11 protein-coding genes are annotated in these 13,699 nt (G+C 63.0%); 10 read left to right on the top strand and 1 reads right to left on the bottom strand.

Translation table 11 applies throughout. The features are described from left to right. The first annotated feature begins 1 nt into the window (after window position 1). From AC1Q80_RS11630 to AC1Q80_RS11595, 8 genes are all read left to right on the top strand, one after another. Complete coding sequence (locus AC1Q80_RS11630; protein ID WP_492360519.1) at window positions 2-1,441, top strand: UDP-N-acetylmuramoylalanyl-D-glutamyl-2,6-diaminopimelate--D-alanyl-D-alanine ligase; 1,440 nt, start codon at window positions 2-4, stop codon at window positions 1,439-1,441. Between the two features lie 238 nt (window positions 1,442-1,679). Continuing rightward, window positions 1,680-2,780: a phospho-N-acetylmuramoyl-pentapeptide-transferase gene (gene mraY, locus AC1Q80_RS11625; protein WP_209790707.1), complete on the top strand. Its 1,101-nt coding sequence runs from the start codon at window positions 1,680-1,682 to the stop codon at window positions 2,778-2,780. A 7-nt stretch (window positions 2,781-2,787) separates the two neighbouring features. Continuing rightward, window positions 2,788-4,179: a UDP-N-acetylmuramoyl-L-alanine--D-glutamate ligase gene (murD, locus tag AC1Q80_RS11620; RefSeq protein ID WP_492360518.1), complete on the top strand. Its 1,392-nt coding sequence runs from the start codon at window positions 2,788-2,790 to the stop codon at window positions 4,177-4,179. A 101-nt stretch (window positions 4,180-4,280) separates the two neighbouring features. Continuing rightward, the gene (gene ftsW, locus AC1Q80_RS11615) at window positions 4,281-5,435 is read left to right on the top strand and encodes a putative lipid II flippase FtsW (protein WP_112810274.1); all 1,155 of its coding nucleotides are present in this window, start codon (window positions 4,281-4,283) and stop codon (window positions 5,433-5,435) included. A gap of 3 nt (window positions 5,436-5,438) precedes the next feature. Next, the gene (gene murG / locus AC1Q80_RS11610) at window positions 5,439-6,563 is read left to right on the top strand and encodes an undecaprenyldiphospho-muramoylpentapeptide beta-N-acetylglucosaminyltransferase (RefSeq protein ID WP_492360517.1); all 1,125 of its coding nucleotides are present in this window, start codon (window positions 5,439-5,441) and stop codon (window positions 6,561-6,563) included. Further along, window positions 6,560-7,969 (top strand): UDP-N-acetylmuramate--L-alanine ligase, encoded by a 1,410-nt coding sequence (gene murC, locus AC1Q80_RS11605; protein WP_492360516.1) that lies wholly within the window; start codon window positions 6,560-6,562, stop codon window positions 7,967-7,969. The genes murG and murC overlap by 4 nt, the downstream gene beginning before the upstream one ends. 2 nt (window positions 7,970-7,971) lie before the next feature. Then, a complete protein-coding gene (gene murB, locus AC1Q80_RS11600) occupies window positions 7,972-8,946 on the top strand; it encodes a UDP-N-acetylmuramate dehydrogenase (protein WP_209790709.1) in 975 nt (324 codons plus the stop codon). A 212-nt stretch (window positions 8,947-9,158) separates the two neighbouring features. Next, window positions 9,159-9,701, top strand: coding sequence for a hypothetical protein (locus AC1Q80_RS11595; protein ID WP_492360515.1), 543 nt, complete (start codon window positions 9,159-9,161; stop codon window positions 9,699-9,701). Window positions 9,702-10,013: 312 nt separating this feature from the next. Here AC1Q80_RS11595 and AC1Q80_RS11590 read toward each other — a convergent pair whose 3' ends face one another. Further along, window positions 10,014-11,324 carry an MFS transporter gene (locus AC1Q80_RS11590; protein WP_209790711.1) on the bottom strand — a complete coding sequence of 437 codons (1,311 nt, stop codon included), beginning with the start codon at window positions 11,322-11,324 and terminating at the stop codon, window positions 10,014-10,016. A 322-nt stretch (window positions 11,325-11,646) separates the two neighbouring features. Here AC1Q80_RS11590 and aqpZ point away from each other — a divergent pair, with 322 nt between their 5' ends. After that, window positions 11,647-12,372, top strand: coding sequence for an aquaporin Z (gene aqpZ / locus AC1Q80_RS11585; RefSeq protein ID WP_209790712.1), 726 nt, complete (start codon window positions 11,647-11,649; stop codon window positions 12,370-12,372). 372 nt (window positions 12,373-12,744) lie between these two features. After that, window positions 12,745-13,671, top strand: coding sequence for a D-alanine--D-alanine ligase (locus AC1Q80_RS11580; RefSeq protein ID WP_492360514.1), 927 nt, complete (start codon window positions 12,745-12,747; stop codon window positions 13,669-13,671). Window positions 13,672-13,699: the final 28 nt, after the last annotated feature.

Genomic DNA, 13,699 nt, shown 5'->3' with positions numbered 1-13,699 from the left:
TTTGAACTGGCTCTGGACAAGCAGCGATCTTCTGGCCGCAATGCACGGCCGACCGGTTGGAAACCTGCCCGAAGGAGTAAGCGGCATATCGATCGACAGCCGCTCTGTCGGCAAGGGCGAAGCCTTCTTCGCGATCAAGGGTGACCGGGTCGACGGCCACGATTATGCCGGCCTCGCGCTTGCCAACGGCGCGGCGTTGCTCGTCGTCAGCGAAGGCAAGCTGCCGGCGCTCGGCCGCCTCAGCGCACCGATGATCGTCGTCGACGACGTGCTCGAAGCGATGATCCGGCTTGGATGTGCGGCGCGCGATCGCAGCGCCGCCAAGATCATCGCCGTCACCGGTTCGGTCGGCAAGACCACCACCAAGGAGATGCTGCGCCACGTGCTGGTGCCGCAAGGCCGCGTGCATGCGTCCGTCGCCTCCTTCAACAATCATTGGGGCGTGCCGCTGACACTGGCGCGCATGCCGGAGGCCACCGATTTCGGCATCTTCGAAATCGGCATGAACCACCCGGACGAGATCCGGCCGCTGACGAAGATGGTTCGTCCGCATGTGGCCATCGTCACCAGCATCGCCGCCGCCCATCTCGGCAACTTCGAAAGCCTCGACCAGATCGCCGAGGCCAAGGCCGAGATCTTCGAGGGCGTCGTCAATGGCGGTCACGCTGTCATCAATCACGACAGTGCCCAGTACAGGCTGCTCGAGAAGGCGGCGGGTGCCGCCGGTGTCAGCTACATTCATTCGTTCGGCGTCAACCCGAAGGCGGAGTTCCGTCTTGTGGAATTTGCCGGCGCTGCGGATGGATCGGTGCTCTGGGCAGCGCTTGGTGGCCGGACGATGGAGATCACCATCGGCGCACCTGGCCGTCACATTGCCGAAAACGCGCTGGCCGTGCTCGCAGCCGTCAAGCTCGTCGGCGCTGACGTCGATTACGCCGCCTCGTCGCTTGCGACCGTGCAGGCCGAAACCGGCAGGGGACGCAGGCACCAGTTGCTGGTCGGCCCCGGCACGCTGACGCTGATCGACGAAAGCTACAACGCCAACCCGACCTCGATGCGGGCAGCGATTTCGCTCTTGAAGGATTCGACGCCGGCACCCGGCGGGCGTCGTATCGCCGTGCTCGGCGACATGCTGGAGATGGGCGACCATGCCGTCGAGGTTCACGCGGCGCTCGCGAGGCCCCTGTTTGAGGCCGGGATTACCGATGTGTGGCTCGCAGGGCCGTTGATGGCCCACTTGCGCGACGCGCTGCCGCCGGAAGTCTCGGTCGTCTACCGCGAGAGCGTGGAAGAACTGAAGGCATACGCACTCGGCGCGGTTGCGGCTGGCGACGTGGTGATGATCAAGTCGTCGAAAGGCACGGGCTGCGTCAAGATCGTGCACGCGCTGATCGAAGCCTATCCCGAGCCTGAGGCCGAGGAGAACGAACCGACGGCATGATAGCCCCGGCCGCAGGCTGTCGGCGGGCAATGATGCGACCGAAGACATGACGATAGCGACCGTTGCGCGCCTCATGGCGCGCGCAGCGTTGTGAGGGTCGCCGCAGATGCCGGTGACGGTGGATACAGCTTTGGGTTAGGCAGCGCGACCTAACACTTTTGTATACAAGCGCGTATCGTTTTTCAGATGATTCTGTTGGACGGTGTCCGATTTTAAACCTTTGGGGAAAGGTCCCTTAATGCTCATCTGGCTCGTGGAACTGGCGGACCACTTTCAATTTTTCAATCTCTTTCGCTACATCACGTTCCGTACCGGTGCAGCGCTTTTCACGTCGGCCTTGATCGTATTTCTGTTCGGACCGCGCATGATCGATTCGCTCCGTATCCGTCAGGGCAAGGGCCAACCCATCCGCGCCGACGGACCCCAGACGCATTTCAAGAAGGCCGGCACGCCGACGATGGGCGGCCTGATGATCCTTGCCGGCATCGTGGTGTCGTCGCTGCTGTGGGCCGATCTTTCCAGCGTCTATGTGGTGTCCACCCTTCTCGTCACGCTCGGCTTCGGCGCCATCGGCTTCTATGACGATTATCTCAAGGTCACCAAGCAGTCGGACAAGGGCTTTTCCGGCAAGGCGCGCCTCGGTTTCGAGTTCCTCATCGCTGCCATCGCTGTGTTCTTCATGATGCAGGCTTCGCTCTCGGGCGGCGCTGCCGGCTCGACCTTCGGCTCCTCGGTCACGTTCCCGTTCTTCAAGGACCTGGTGATCAATCTTGGCTACTTCTTCGTGCTTTTCGGCGGCTTCGTCATCGTCGGCGCCGGCAATGCGGTGAACCTGACGGATGGTCTCGACGGGCTTGCGATCGTGCCTGTGATGATCGCGGCCGCCGCCTTCGGGCTGATCGCCTATCTCGCCGGTAACGCCGTTTTCGCCAACTACCTGCAGATCCACTTCGTGCCGGGCACCGGCGAGCTTGCCGTCATCCTCGGCGCCGTCATCGGCGCCGGCCTCGGCTTCCTCTGGTTCAACGCGCCGCCCGCCGCTATCTTCATGGGCGACACCGGTTCGCTGGCGCTCGGCGGCCTGATCGGCACCGTCGCCGTCGCCGTCAAGCATGAGTTCGTCATGATCATCATCGGCGGCCTGTTCGTCATGGAAACGCTGTCGGTGATCATCCAGGTGTTCTGGTTCAAGCGCACCGGCCGCCGCGTCTTCCTGATGGCGCCGATCCACCATCACTTCGAAAAGAAGGGCTGGACGGAAAGCCAGGTCGTGATCCGATTCTGGATCATCGCCGTCATCCTGGCGATGATCGGCCTGTCCACCCTCAAGCTGCGGTGATCGGACGATGATCGCGGTCAGCACATTCAAGGGCAAAAAGGTCGCTCTCTTCGGGCTTGGCGGCTCGGGGCTCGCGACCGCGCAGGCGCTCGTGGCCGGCGGGGCCGAGGTGACGGCGTGGGACGACAATCCCGACAGCGTCGCCAAGGCCACCGACGCAGGCGTGCCGACGGCGAACCTGCACGGCATCGACTGGCGCGCTTACGCCGCCTTCGTGCTGTCGCCCGGCGTGCCGCTGACCCATCCGAAGCCGCACTGGACCGTCGACCTCGCGCATGCAGCCGGCGTCGAGATCATCGGTGATGTCGAGCTTTTCGTGCGCGAGCGCCGTGCGCAGGCGCCCGACTGCCCGTTCATCGCCATTACCGGCACCAACGGCAAATCGACGACGACGGCGTTGATCGCCCATATCCTGAAGGAAAGCGGCCGCGACACGCAGCTCGGCGGCAATATCGGCACGGCCGTGCTGACACTCGATCCTCCGAAGGCCGGCCGGTTCTACGTGGTCGAGTGCTCGTCCTACCAGATCGATCTTGCGCCGACGCTCAACCCGACAGCCGGCATCCTGCTCAACCTCACGCCCGATCATCTCGACCGCCACGGCACCATGCAGCATTATGCCGACATCAAGGAGCGGCTGGTGGCGGGCAGCGGCACGGCGATCGTCGGCGTCGATGACAGTTTCTCAGCGCTGATTGCCGACCGCGTCGAGCGGGCAGGTACCAAGGTTGTGCGCATCTCGCGCCGGCATGTCCTGGCAGACGGCATCCATGCCGAGGGATCACGCATCCTGCAGGCGCAGGGTGGAACGTCGCGGCTCTTCGTCGACCTCGACGGCATCCAGACGCTGCGCGGCGGCCACAATGCCCAGAATGCGGCAGCCGCAATCGCCGCCTGCCTTGCCGTCGGTGTCAGCGAAGACGAGATCCGCCAGGGGCTGGCAAGTTTCCCCGGGCTGAAGCATCGCATGCAGCCGGTCGGCCGCAAGGGCACGGTCGTCTTCGTCAACGACAGCAAGGCGACGAATGCGGATGCCGCTGCCCCGGCCTTGTCGAGCTACGAGCGCATCTACTGGATCGCCGGCGGCCTGCCCAAGGAAGGTGGCATCACCTCGCTGTCGCCGTTCTTCCCGAAGATCGTCAAGGCCTACTTGATCGGCGAGGCGGCACCTGCATTTGCCGCGACGCTCGGCGAGGCGGTGCCCTACGAGATCTCAGGCACGCTTGAAAAGGCCGTGGCGCATGCGGCGGCGGATGCGGAAGGCGACGGCAAGGGCGCTTCGGCGGTGATGTTATCCCCGGCTTGCGCAAGCTTCGACCAGTATAAGAACTTTGAAATACGCGGCGATGCCTTCGTGACGCACGTCAAGGCATTGCAGGGCGTGACGATGCTGATCTGACGCGCACCCGCCGGCGCGCTCCCGTAGCGCGCGGCAGGTGGCGGTGATGCCGGGGTATCGGACGTTTGGCGCAAGCGCGCCTGATAAAGGGGACTGACAAGATGGTAAGCCGAGCCGAACGTGGCCCTGTGGCCGACTGGTTCTGGACGATCGACAGGTTCTTCCTGGCGACCTTCATCCTGTTGATGGGCGTCGGCTTCATGCTGTCCTTCGCGGCAAGCCCGGCGGTCGCCGAGCGTATCGGCCTCGACAGCTTCCACTTCGTCAAGCGCCACGCCGTGTTCCTGTTGCCGTCGCTTGTGGTGATGGTCGCGATCTCCTTCCTCTCCCCCCGTCAGGTGCGCCGGGCGGCGATCATCCTGCTCGGGGTTTCGCTCTCGATGATGGTGCTGGTGCTGTTCATCGGCCAGGAGGTCAAGGGCTCGATGCGCTGGATCTCGATCGCCGGCATTTCCATCCAGCCCTCCGAGTTCATGAAACCGGCTTTCGTGGTCGTCTGCGCCTGGCTGTTTTCCGAGCATGCCCGCCAGCCTGAAATCCCCGGCAATCTCTTCGCGATACTGCTCTTCGGCATCGTCGGCGCGCTGCTCGTCGCCCAGCCGGACCTTGGCCAGACGATCCTGACCACCGCTGTGTGGGGCGGCATGTTCTTCATGGCCGGCATGCCCTGGCTGTGGATCATCGTGCTTGCTGGCGCTGCCTTCGGCGGCTTCTTCGTCGCCTACACCATGCTGCCGCACGTGGCCGGCCGTATCGACAAGTTCCTCACCGGCGAGGGCGACACCTTCCAGATGGACACGGCGCGCGAGGCGATCATCCGCGGCGACTGGTTCGGGCGCGGCCCGGGCGAAGGCATCGTCAAGCGCATCATCCCCGATAGCCACACCGACTTCGTGTTCTCGGTGGCGGCCGAAGAGTTCGGCATCGTCTTCTGCATGCTGATCGTCATGATCTTTGCCTTCCTGGTGCTGCGTGGCCTCAACCATGCCTTCCGCGAGCGCAACGACTTCAACCGTTTCGCCGTCGCCGGCCTCGTGCTTCAGATCGGCATCCAGTCGATGATCAACATCGGCGTGAACCTCGAACTGCTTCCGGCCAAGGGCATGACCCTGCCGCTGATCTCCTATGGTGGCTCGTCCATGGTGGCGATCTGCGTCACCGCCGGCTTCATCCTGGCGCTCACGCGCCATCGCCCGGAGAAGCGCGCCGTGGAGCGCAGCCTGTTTCGGTCCGGCATTGGCGTGCCGGCGGAGTAAAACATGACCAAAGGCATTATTCTTCTTGCCGCCGGGGGAACCGGCGGCCATCTGTTTCCAGCCGAGGCTCTGGCCCACGAGCTGAAGGCAAACGGCTATTCGGTGCATCTGGTGACCGACAGCCGCGCCGAGCGCTTCGCCGGCAAGTTTCCGGCCGACGAGGTGCACGTGGTGCCGTCGGCGACCATCGGCTCGAAGAACCCCATCCACGTCGCGCGCTCGCTGTGGACGCTGTGGACCGGCATGCGCGCCGCGCGCCGGCTGATTGCGCGTCTGCGGCCGAAAGCTGTCGTCGGCTTCGGCGGCTATCCGACCGTGCCGCCGTTGCTGGCGGCAACCGGCATGGGCGTGCCCTCGATGATCCATGAGCAGAACGCCGTCATGGGCCGCGCCAACAAGGCCCTCGCGTCCCGCGTCAAGGCGATCGCCGGCGGCTTCCTGCCCGAAGGCACCGGCGCCTTCGCCGCCAAGACGGTGACGACAGGCAACCCGGTGCGCCCCGCGGTGCTCGAGGCTTCGAACGTTGCCTACCGGGCGTCAGCGGGTGCTGAGCCGTTCCATCTCGTCGTCTTCGGCGGCAGCCAGGGCGCGCAGTATTTTTCGAAGGCCGTCCCGCAGGCGATCTGCAGGCTCGACGACGGGCTTCGCCAGCGGCTGAAGGTGACGCAGCAGGCGCGCCCGGAAGACCGCGACGGCGTTATCGCCACCTATGAGAAGCTCGGCGTGCCCGCCGACGTCTCGCCGTTCTTTACCGACATGGCCGAGCGCATCGCCGATGCCCAGCTCGTCATCTGCCGCTCCGGCGCCTCGACGGTATCAGAGCTTGCCGTCATCGGCCGGCCGGCGATCCTCGTTCCCTATCCCTATGCGCTCGACCACGACCAGGCCGCCAATGCGGCCGCCATTGCCGCCAAGGGCGGCGCCAAGGTGATCGTGCAGGCCGAGCTCACCGCCGAGCGTCTTGCCGGCATTCTTGCCGACGCCATGGCCAATCCGCAGTCGCTGGCGCAGATGGCTGCCCATGCGCGCGAAACCGGCAAGCCGGACGCCGCGCGCTTGCTTGCAAGCATGGTAGAGGCTATTGCCAGCGGTTCGACAGTCGCGACATTCAAGGAAGCACGCTCATGAAAATGCCGAAAACGATCGGTCTGGTCCATTTTATCGGTATCGGCGGTATCGGCATGAGCGGCATTGCCGAGGTGCTGCACAATCTCGGTCACCGGGTGCAGGGCTCAGACCAGTCGGATAGCGCCAACGTCCAGCGCCTGCGCGACAAGGGCATCGAGGTCTTCGTCGGACACAAGGCCGAAAACATCGGCGATGCCGAAGTCGTGGTGGTTTCGACGGCGATCAAGAAGGACAACCCGGAACTGATCGCCGCGCGCGAGAAGCTTCTGCCGGTCGTGCGTCGCGCCGAAATGCTGGCCGAGCTGATGCGCTTCCGCAACGCGATCGCCATCGGCGGCACCCATGGCAAGACGACGACGACCTCGATGGTCGCAGCTCTTCTCGATGCCGGCGGCCTCGACCCGACCGTCATCAATGGCGGTATCATCAATGCCTACGGCACCAATGCCCGCATGGGCGAGGGCGAGTGGATGGTGGTGGAGGCCGACGAATCCGACGGCACCTTCCTGAAGCTGCCGGCCGATGTCGCCGTTGTCACCAATGTCGACCCGGAACATCTCGACCATTACGGCAATTTCGACGCCGTACGGGCCGCTTTCCGCCAGTTCGTCGAAAACGTGCCGTTCTATGGTTTCGGCGTGCTCTGCCTTGACCATCCGGAAGTGCAGACGATGGTCAGCAAGATCGAGGATCGCAAGGTCGTCACCTACGGCGAAAACCCGCAAGCCGACGTGCGCTTCCACAATATCCGCATGGATGGCGCCACCTCCGTCTTCGACGTCGAGATCCGCCGCCGCCGGACCGGCCAGGTGATCACGATGAAGGATCTGCGCCTGCCGATGCCCGGCCGGCACAACGTCTCGAATGCAACGGCTGCAATCGCGGTTGCCCAGCGCCTGGGTGTCAGCCCGGAAGCGATCGCCAAGGGGCTTGCCTCTTTCGGCGGCGTCAAGCGCCGCTTCACCTTTACCGGCGACTGGAACGGCGTGCGCGTCTATGACGACTACGGCCACCATCCGGTCGAGATCAAGGCGGTGCTGCGGGCCGCGCGCGAAGCGTGCCAGGGCCGAATCATCGCCGTGCACCAGCCGCACCGCTACTCGCGGCTCGCTAGCCTGTTTGAAGATTTTTCCGCCTGCTTCAACGACGCCGATACGATCCTGATCGCGCCTGTCTATGCGGCGGGTGAAGATGCCATCGACGGCATCAACGCCGAAGAGCTTGTCAATCGCATCAAGGCAGGCGGTCATCGCGACGCCCGGTATGTGGTCGGCCCCGAAACAATCGCGCCGGTTGTCAGCAAGATTGCGCAGCCGGGTGATTTTGTGGTTCTCTTGGGGGCTGGCAGCATCACCTACTGGGCTGCCGCATTGCCACGGGAACTCGCAGACATTTCAGGAAATTGAGTATGAAACAGGTCAACGGTCAGAAACTACTCGAAGCACTCGGAAGCGGGGTCAGCGCCGTTCGCGGCCGCATCACGCCCGACGCGCCGATGGATCGCGTGACCTGGTTCCGCGCCGGCGGTCTTGCCGAGCTGATGTTCCAGCCGCACGACACCGACGATCTCGTCACCTTCCTGAAGCTGGTTCCGGCGGACGTGCCCGTCATGGTCATGGGCGTCGGCTCCAACCTGCTGGTGCGCGACGGCGGCATTCCCGGCGTGGTCATCCGGCTGTCGGCCAAGGGTTTTGGCGATCTCGAACTCGTCGGCGAGAACCGCATCAAGGCCGGCGCGATCTGCCCGGACAAGAACATCGCGGCGATGGCGCTCGATAACGGCATCGGCGGCTTCTACTTCTACTACGGCATTCCCGGTGCCATCGGCGGCGCTCTGCGCATGAATGCCGGCGCCAACGGCTCAGAGACGCGCGAGCGCGTCGTCGAGGTGCATGCGGTCGATCGCCAGGGTAATGCCCATGTGCTGTCGAATGCCGATATGGGCTACGGCTATCGTCATTCCTCGGCGGCGAAGGATTTGATCTTCACGCATGCCATCTTCGAAGGCTATCCCGAGGACAAGAACAAGATTCGCACCGACATGGACGCCGTGCGCCAGCACCGCGAAACCGTACAGCCGATCCGCGAAAAGACCGGGGGATCGACCTTCAAGAACCCGGAAGGTCACTCTGCCTGGAAGCTGATCGACGAAGCGGGTTGCCGCGGCATGATGATCGGCGGCGCGCAGATGTCGCCGCTGCACTGCAACTTCATGATCAACACCGGCCAAGCGACCGGCTACGAGCTGGAGTATCTCGGCGAGACCGTGCGCAACCGCGTGCTCGAACATTCCGGCGTCCGGCTGGAATGGGAGATCAAGCGCATCGGCACCTTCATGCCGGGCTACGAGATCAAGGAATTCCTCGGCCGCGGCATCGCCTGAGGTTGAGTGAACAGGCATATTGAGAAGGGCCGTGGCGGCGACGCTGCGGCTCTTTTTGTTTATGTGGCGAGCGGTGTGACCTGCATTCCTCTGCTCGGGGAAAGAACGGTGGATCAGAGAACGCCACCATTGGGCAGCGACTGCCACCGGGCTCTTTGATAACGAATGCCGTATTCCCAGCGCAGCAATAACGTCCCAGGAGAAAAGCGCGAGTGAGTTGCCTGCAAAAACTGTCGTCCGTGAGGTCGTTCCTCTTTCTCGCTCTGTTGGCCAATTCCGTATTCGTTGTGCCCGCCATGGCGATGGATGAGGTTCGCCTGCGCGCTGTCGTGGCTTCGCTGGGCGACGGTGCTGAAGCACAACGTCTCGAAGCCAAGGTTGCCGATTTCGTGAAATCTGGCGATCAGGCCGGGCTTGTGAAGCTGGCCGAACAGATCGAGATGAAGGACGGTGATTTCTTGGAGAGCCTGGATACGATCCCCAACTTGCAGCAAATCGGGCTTTCCATGGGGCCATGCCATCACGCCAACATTGCCATCAGGCTCATTGCGGTGTTGATCGCCGACGGCACGCAGCCGGTCATCCGAAACGGCGTGATGATGATCGACGGCACGGAAGTCGATAACACGTTCGCTGAATCGATGCACCGCTGTGAGCTGATTGCCCAACTTCCCAAGCAGGTTCGGCGGATCGGCTCAAGCTGCGCCATGACGGGGGACTGCGGTGACGATCCGGACCTTACGACACCACAGTGAGCCGTTACTTTATTGGCCGAGCTGGTCACGGAGCTGGCCGACACGACGGTCAAGACATCGACGAAGATCGAGGCTTCCCGGATCCGGCGGAGAAGGGGTACACAGGCTCCGTCATGGTCGGGCTTGACCCGAGCATGCAGGCTTCACTCCCTATGAGGGAGGTCCGTGCGCGGATCCTCGGGTCAAGCCCGAGGATGACGGGAGGAGAGGGGTTGGCCACCTCAAACTCCGGGATCAATGCACAGAGCCGCAGCGTTGCCGCTGCGGCTCTTCTTGTTTGTGGCCGGCTGCGAAGTCGCAGCCAATCCATTATCAGGCTGAGACTTCTTCCTCGGTGGACAGGACCAGGCACACGAGCGTGATCGCGGCGGCCGCCAGCAGGTAGTAGCCGACATAATCCAGGCTGTAGTTGGTCGCGAGCCAGGTGGCGATGTAGGGCGCCAGCGACGCGCCGAAGATACCGGCGAGGTTGAAGGTCATCGACGCGCCGGTGTAGCGCACCGAGGTTGGGAACGGGGCGGCAAGGGCTGCGCCGATCGGACCATAGGTGAGCCCCATCAGGCCGAGACCGAGGATGGAGAACAGGAAGGCGCCGCCAAGACCGCCCGCCAAAAGCGGGGCCATGACGAGGCCGAAGGCGCCGATGGCGATGGTGGTGACGATCAGCACCAGGCGGCGACCGTAGCGGTCCGACAGGATGCCCGAGACCGGGATCATCAGGCCGAAGAACACCACGCCGGTCATCTGCACCACGAGGAACTGCTCACGCGAGTAGCCAAGCTTGGCCGTGCCCCAGGACAGCGAGAACACTGTCATCAGGTAGAACAGGACGAAGGTGGCGAGCGCCACGAAGGTGCCGAGCACGAGGCTGCGCTTGTGGAAGCGGAAGATCTGCGCGATCGGAACCTGCACGCGCTCGTGCTTGTCGATCGCCTTCTGGAATTCCGGTGTCTCGGTGATTTTCAGGCGGACATAGAGGCCGACGATCACGAGCAGAATGCTGGCAACGAAGGGCACGCGCCATCCCCAGGCGAGGAAGGCCTCGTCGGTCATGACTTCGCCGAGGATGAGGAAGGTGCCGGCCGACAGGATGAAGCCGATCGGCGCGCCGAGCTGCGGGAACATGGCATACCATGTACGCTTGCCTTCCGGCGCATTCTCGGTGGCGAGCAGCACGGCGCCGCCCCATTCGCCACCGAGGCCGAGGCCCTGGCCGAAGCGGCAAAGGGCCAGCAGCAGCGGGGCTGCGACGCCGATCGAGGCATAGGTCGGCAGAAGACCGATGACGACGGTGGAAATGCCCATGGTCATCAAGGCGGCCACCAGCGTCACCTTGCGGCCGACCTTGTCACCGTAATGGCCGAAGATCACCGCGCCGAACGGCCGGGCGAAGAAGGCGATGGAGAAGGTGGCGAAGGACTGCAGCATCGCCGATGTCGGGTCCGACGTCGGGAAGAAGAGGTGCGGGAAGACCAGCACGGCTGCGGTGGCGTAAACGTAGAAGTCGAAGAATTCGATGGTGGTGCCGACGAGGCTGGCGAACAGCACCCGGGCAGGGGAGTTCACTGCCGGCGTCTGCAACGCGCTATCCTTCGGCGACAGGGAGGGTGTCGCGTCTGTCATTGTTGTCGTTCCTGATATGGATGTCATGCCGTCTTGGGAGGCGGTTCGGGCGTCTTAACGCAAGTTTCCGCACGATGAAACCCTGAATTCGTAAGAAGTGCGAACGAATCCTTGGGGTGACGCAGCATTATTCCGGGGCTGCATGGCTTCGGTGGATGGAGGGATTCGTTGCCGCCGAAATAGGCACTGCAGCGCGTGTGCCGTGTCCGATTTCGTGTTTTGCGCGCGCTGGCGGCCCGCCGCAACCGGGGTTGACCGGAATCAAAATGTGGCAAACTCTGGCCGACAGAAGCAATGGGCTTCGGTTTTCGGGAGAGAGTGCATGTTCAAGAAGCTTTCTGCGGAATTTCTCGGTACATTCTGGCTCGTTTTCGGCGGTTGCGGCAGTGCGGTGCTGGCAGCTGCCTTTCCTGAGGTCGGCATCGGCCTGCTCGGCGTCTCCTTCGCTTTCGGTCTCACCGTTCTCACCATGGCCTATGCCGTCGGCGGCATTTCAGGCGGGCATTTCAACCCGGCCGTTTCCGTTGGCCTGACCGTTGCCGGCAAGTTTCCGGCGTCCAGCCTGGTCGGCTATATCATCGCCCAGGTGGCGGGTGCGATCGTCGCGGCTGCCGTCCTTTATGTCATTGCCAGCGGCAAGGCGGACTTCCAGCTCGGTGGCTTTGCCGCCAACGGCTTTGGCGAACATTCGCCCGGCGGCTATTCGCTGACCGCGGCGCTGGTCATGGAAGTGGTGATGACCTTCTTCTTCCTGTTCATCATTCTCGGCGCCACCCACGGCCGCGTGCCCTCAGGTTTCGCACCGATCGCCATCGGCCTGGCGCTGACCCTGATCCACCTGGTGTCGATCCCGGTCACCAATACGTCGGTCAATCCGGCCCGTTCGACGGGGCAGGCACTGTTCGTCGGCGACTGGGCGCTTTCGCAGCTCTGGCTCTTCTGGCTGGCTCCCATCGTCGGTGCGGCGATCGCCGGTATCGTCTGGAAGATTGTCGGTGAAGACGAGGTATCGCTCGCGCATAATTCCCTTAAGGAGAAATTGGCCTGACAAGAATATCGTGCAGCAAATCTGAGCTGTTCGGCGTCTTCACCCATCACGTTTGACGCTTGGCGCTCCGCTGAAAATGCCGCCAATCACTAAGGCCCCGCATCGAACTGGTGCGGGGCCTTCATTTTTTAGTAGTTTGTGTTTTGTGTAAGCAGGTCGCGGCAAGTCGCTGATTTCGCGCCGGAAAGTGTTGTATTCACTGCGTTTTCGCGCGCCGCTGCCGATCGTTTCCCGACTAAGGTTAATAAAAGTAAACGGTTCATTAACTATAATGCCGCTCTAGTGCCCCCAATGGCCACCGGCGACTCGCGATGCCGGAACAAGCCAGACGCAAGCAAGCGCTGCGATAGTGGCGTATTTTCGGGGGTATGAATGAACGGCAAGCATGTAGCTGTCCTTATGGGCGGATTTTCTTCGGAACGACCGGTTAGCCTGTCGTCCGGGGCTGCGTGCGCCGATGCTCTGGAAGCGGAAGGTTTCCGCGTTACGCGTGTAGACGTCGCGCGCGACGTCGCCTCTGTGCTTGGCGCGCTGCGCCCCGACGTCGCCTTCAATGCGCTGCATGGTCCGTTCGGCGAAGACGGCACGATCCAGGGCATCCTCGAATATCTGGAAATTCCCTACACCCATTCCGGCGTGCTGGCCTCGGCGCTCGCCATGGACAAGGCGCAGGCAAAGCATGTGGCTGCCGCGTCCGGCATTCCGGTTGCTGAAGCGCTCGTCATGGATCGCAAGGCATTTGGCCCGAAGCATCCGATGAAGCCGCCTTACGTCGTCAAGCCGGTCTGTGAGGGCTCGAGCTTCGGCGTCGTGATCGTCAAGGAAGATCAGTCGCACCCGCCGCAGGTCGTGACCTCCAGCGAGTGGCGCTATGGCGACCGAATCATGGTCGAGCGTTATGTCGCCGGTCGCGAACTCACCTGCGGCGTCATGGGCGACAAGGCGCTTGGCGTCACCGAAATCATCCCGCAGGGCCACGCCTTCTACGATTACGATTCCAAATACGTAAAAGGTGGCTCGCAACACGTCATTCCGGCACAGGTTTCACCAAATATTTACCAAAAAATACAAACACTCGCATTGAAGGCGCATCAGGCAATCGGTTGCCGCGGCGTCAGCCGATCCGACTTTCGCTTCGACGACCGTGGCTCCGGTGAAGGCGAACTGATCTGGCTGGAAATCAACACCCAGCCCGGCATGACCCCGACCTCCCTGGTGCCTGAAATGGCTCAGCATGCGGGCCTTGGCTTTGGCGAGTTTCTGACGTGGATGGTGGAGGACGCTTCGTGCTTGCGGTAAGGGGCAAAAGGGGCAAGAGAGTTCGTGA

The sequence above is a fragment of the Ensifer sp. GW823-FHT05D09 genome, assembly GCF_058795755.1.
This window is presented reverse-complemented; position numbering and strand designations above follow the sequence as displayed.

Excerpts from the sequence above, each read along its gene's own strand:
- mraY (WP_209790707.1), top strand. The coding sequence starts at position 1,680 with ATGCTCATCTGGCTCGTGGAACTGGCGGACCACTTTCAATTTTTCAAT.
- murD (WP_492360518.1), top strand. The coding sequence starts at position 2,788 with ATGATCGCGGTCAGCACATTCAAGGGCAAAAAGGTCGCTCTCTTCGGG.
- ftsW (WP_112810274.1), top strand. The coding sequence starts at position 4,281 with ATGGTAAGCCGAGCCGAACGTGGCCCTGTGGCCGACTGGTTCTGGACG.
- murG (WP_492360517.1), top strand. The coding sequence starts at position 5,439 with ATGACCAAAGGCATTATTCTTCTTGCCGCCGGGGGAACCGGCGGCCAT.
- murC (WP_492360516.1), top strand. The coding sequence starts at position 6,560 with ATGAAAATGCCGAAAACGATCGGTCTGGTCCATTTTATCGGTATCGGC.
- murB (WP_209790709.1), top strand. The coding sequence starts at position 7,972 with ATGAAACAGGTCAACGGTCAGAAACTACTCGAAGCACTCGGAAGCGGG.
- AC1Q80_RS11590 (WP_209790711.1), bottom strand. The coding sequence starts at position 11,324 with ATGACAGACGCGACACCCTCCCTGTCGCCGAAGGATAGCGCGTTGCAG.
- aqpZ (WP_209790712.1), top strand. The coding sequence starts at position 11,647 with ATGTTCAAGAAGCTTTCTGCGGAATTTCTCGGTACATTCTGGCTCGTT.
- AC1Q80_RS11580 (WP_492360514.1), top strand. The coding sequence starts at position 12,745 with ATGAACGGCAAGCATGTAGCTGTCCTTATGGGCGGATTTTCTTCGGAA.